This is a genomic window from endosymbiont of Riftia pachyptila (vent Ph05) (genome assembly GCF_000224455.1).
Taxonomy (GTDB): domain Bacteria; phylum Pseudomonadota; class Gammaproteobacteria; order Chromatiales; family Chromatiaceae; genus Endoriftia; species Endoriftia persephonae.
Window position 1 is genome coordinate 1 of the sequence record NZ_AFOC01000189.1, and the last position, 741, is coordinate 741.

Sequence of the window (741 nt, forward strand, 5' to 3'; positions counted from 1 at the left end):
CACGACGCCGCCAGCCAGGCGCAACTGCACGAGCAACTGCAGACGATCGGCGGTTACGGCGCCAAGGGGCGCGCCGGCCAACTACTCTACGGGCTTGGCTTTGCGGCCAGCGAGATGGAACAGCCGCTCTCCCACTTCTCCGGTGGCTGGCGCATGCGCCTCAACCTGGCCCAGGCGCTGATGTGCCGCTCCGACCTGCTGCTGCTCGATGAACCCACCAACCATCTCGACCTGGATGCAGTGATCTGGCTCGAAGGCTGGCTGAAAAAGTACCCCGGCACCCTGCTGCTGATCTCCCACGACCGGGACTTTCTCGACCAGACCATAGACCATGTGGTGCACATGGAGCAGCAGACTGCCAGCCTCTACAGCGGCAACTACTCCGCCTTCGAGCAGATCCGCGCCGCACGCCTCGCCAACCAGCAGGCCGAACATCAGAGACAGCAGCGCGAGATCGCCCACATCCGCAGCTATGTGGATCGTTTCCGCGCCAAGGCCACCAAGGCGCGCCAGGCCCAGAGCCGCCTCAAGGCACTGGCGCGCATGGAATTGATCGCCCCGGCCCATGTCGACTCTCAGTTCCACTTCGCCTTCCGCGCACCGCAACACAACCCTCACCCGCTGCTGCAACTCGAAAAGGTCAACGCCGGCTACAACCAACAGCCGCTGCTGCAGAAGATCGGACTGTCCCTCGAGCCGGGCGATCGCATCGGCCTGCTCGGCCCCAACGGCGCGGGCAAA

Annotated in this window: 1 protein-coding gene; it reads left to right on the forward strand. The window is 64.8% G+C overall.

The window, feature by feature from the left end:
- Positions 1–741, forward strand: a 741-nt coding sequence (locus tag RIFP1SYM_RS16150; protein WP_039960896.1) for an ATP-binding cassette domain-containing protein, incomplete at both ends; no start/stop codon positions are given.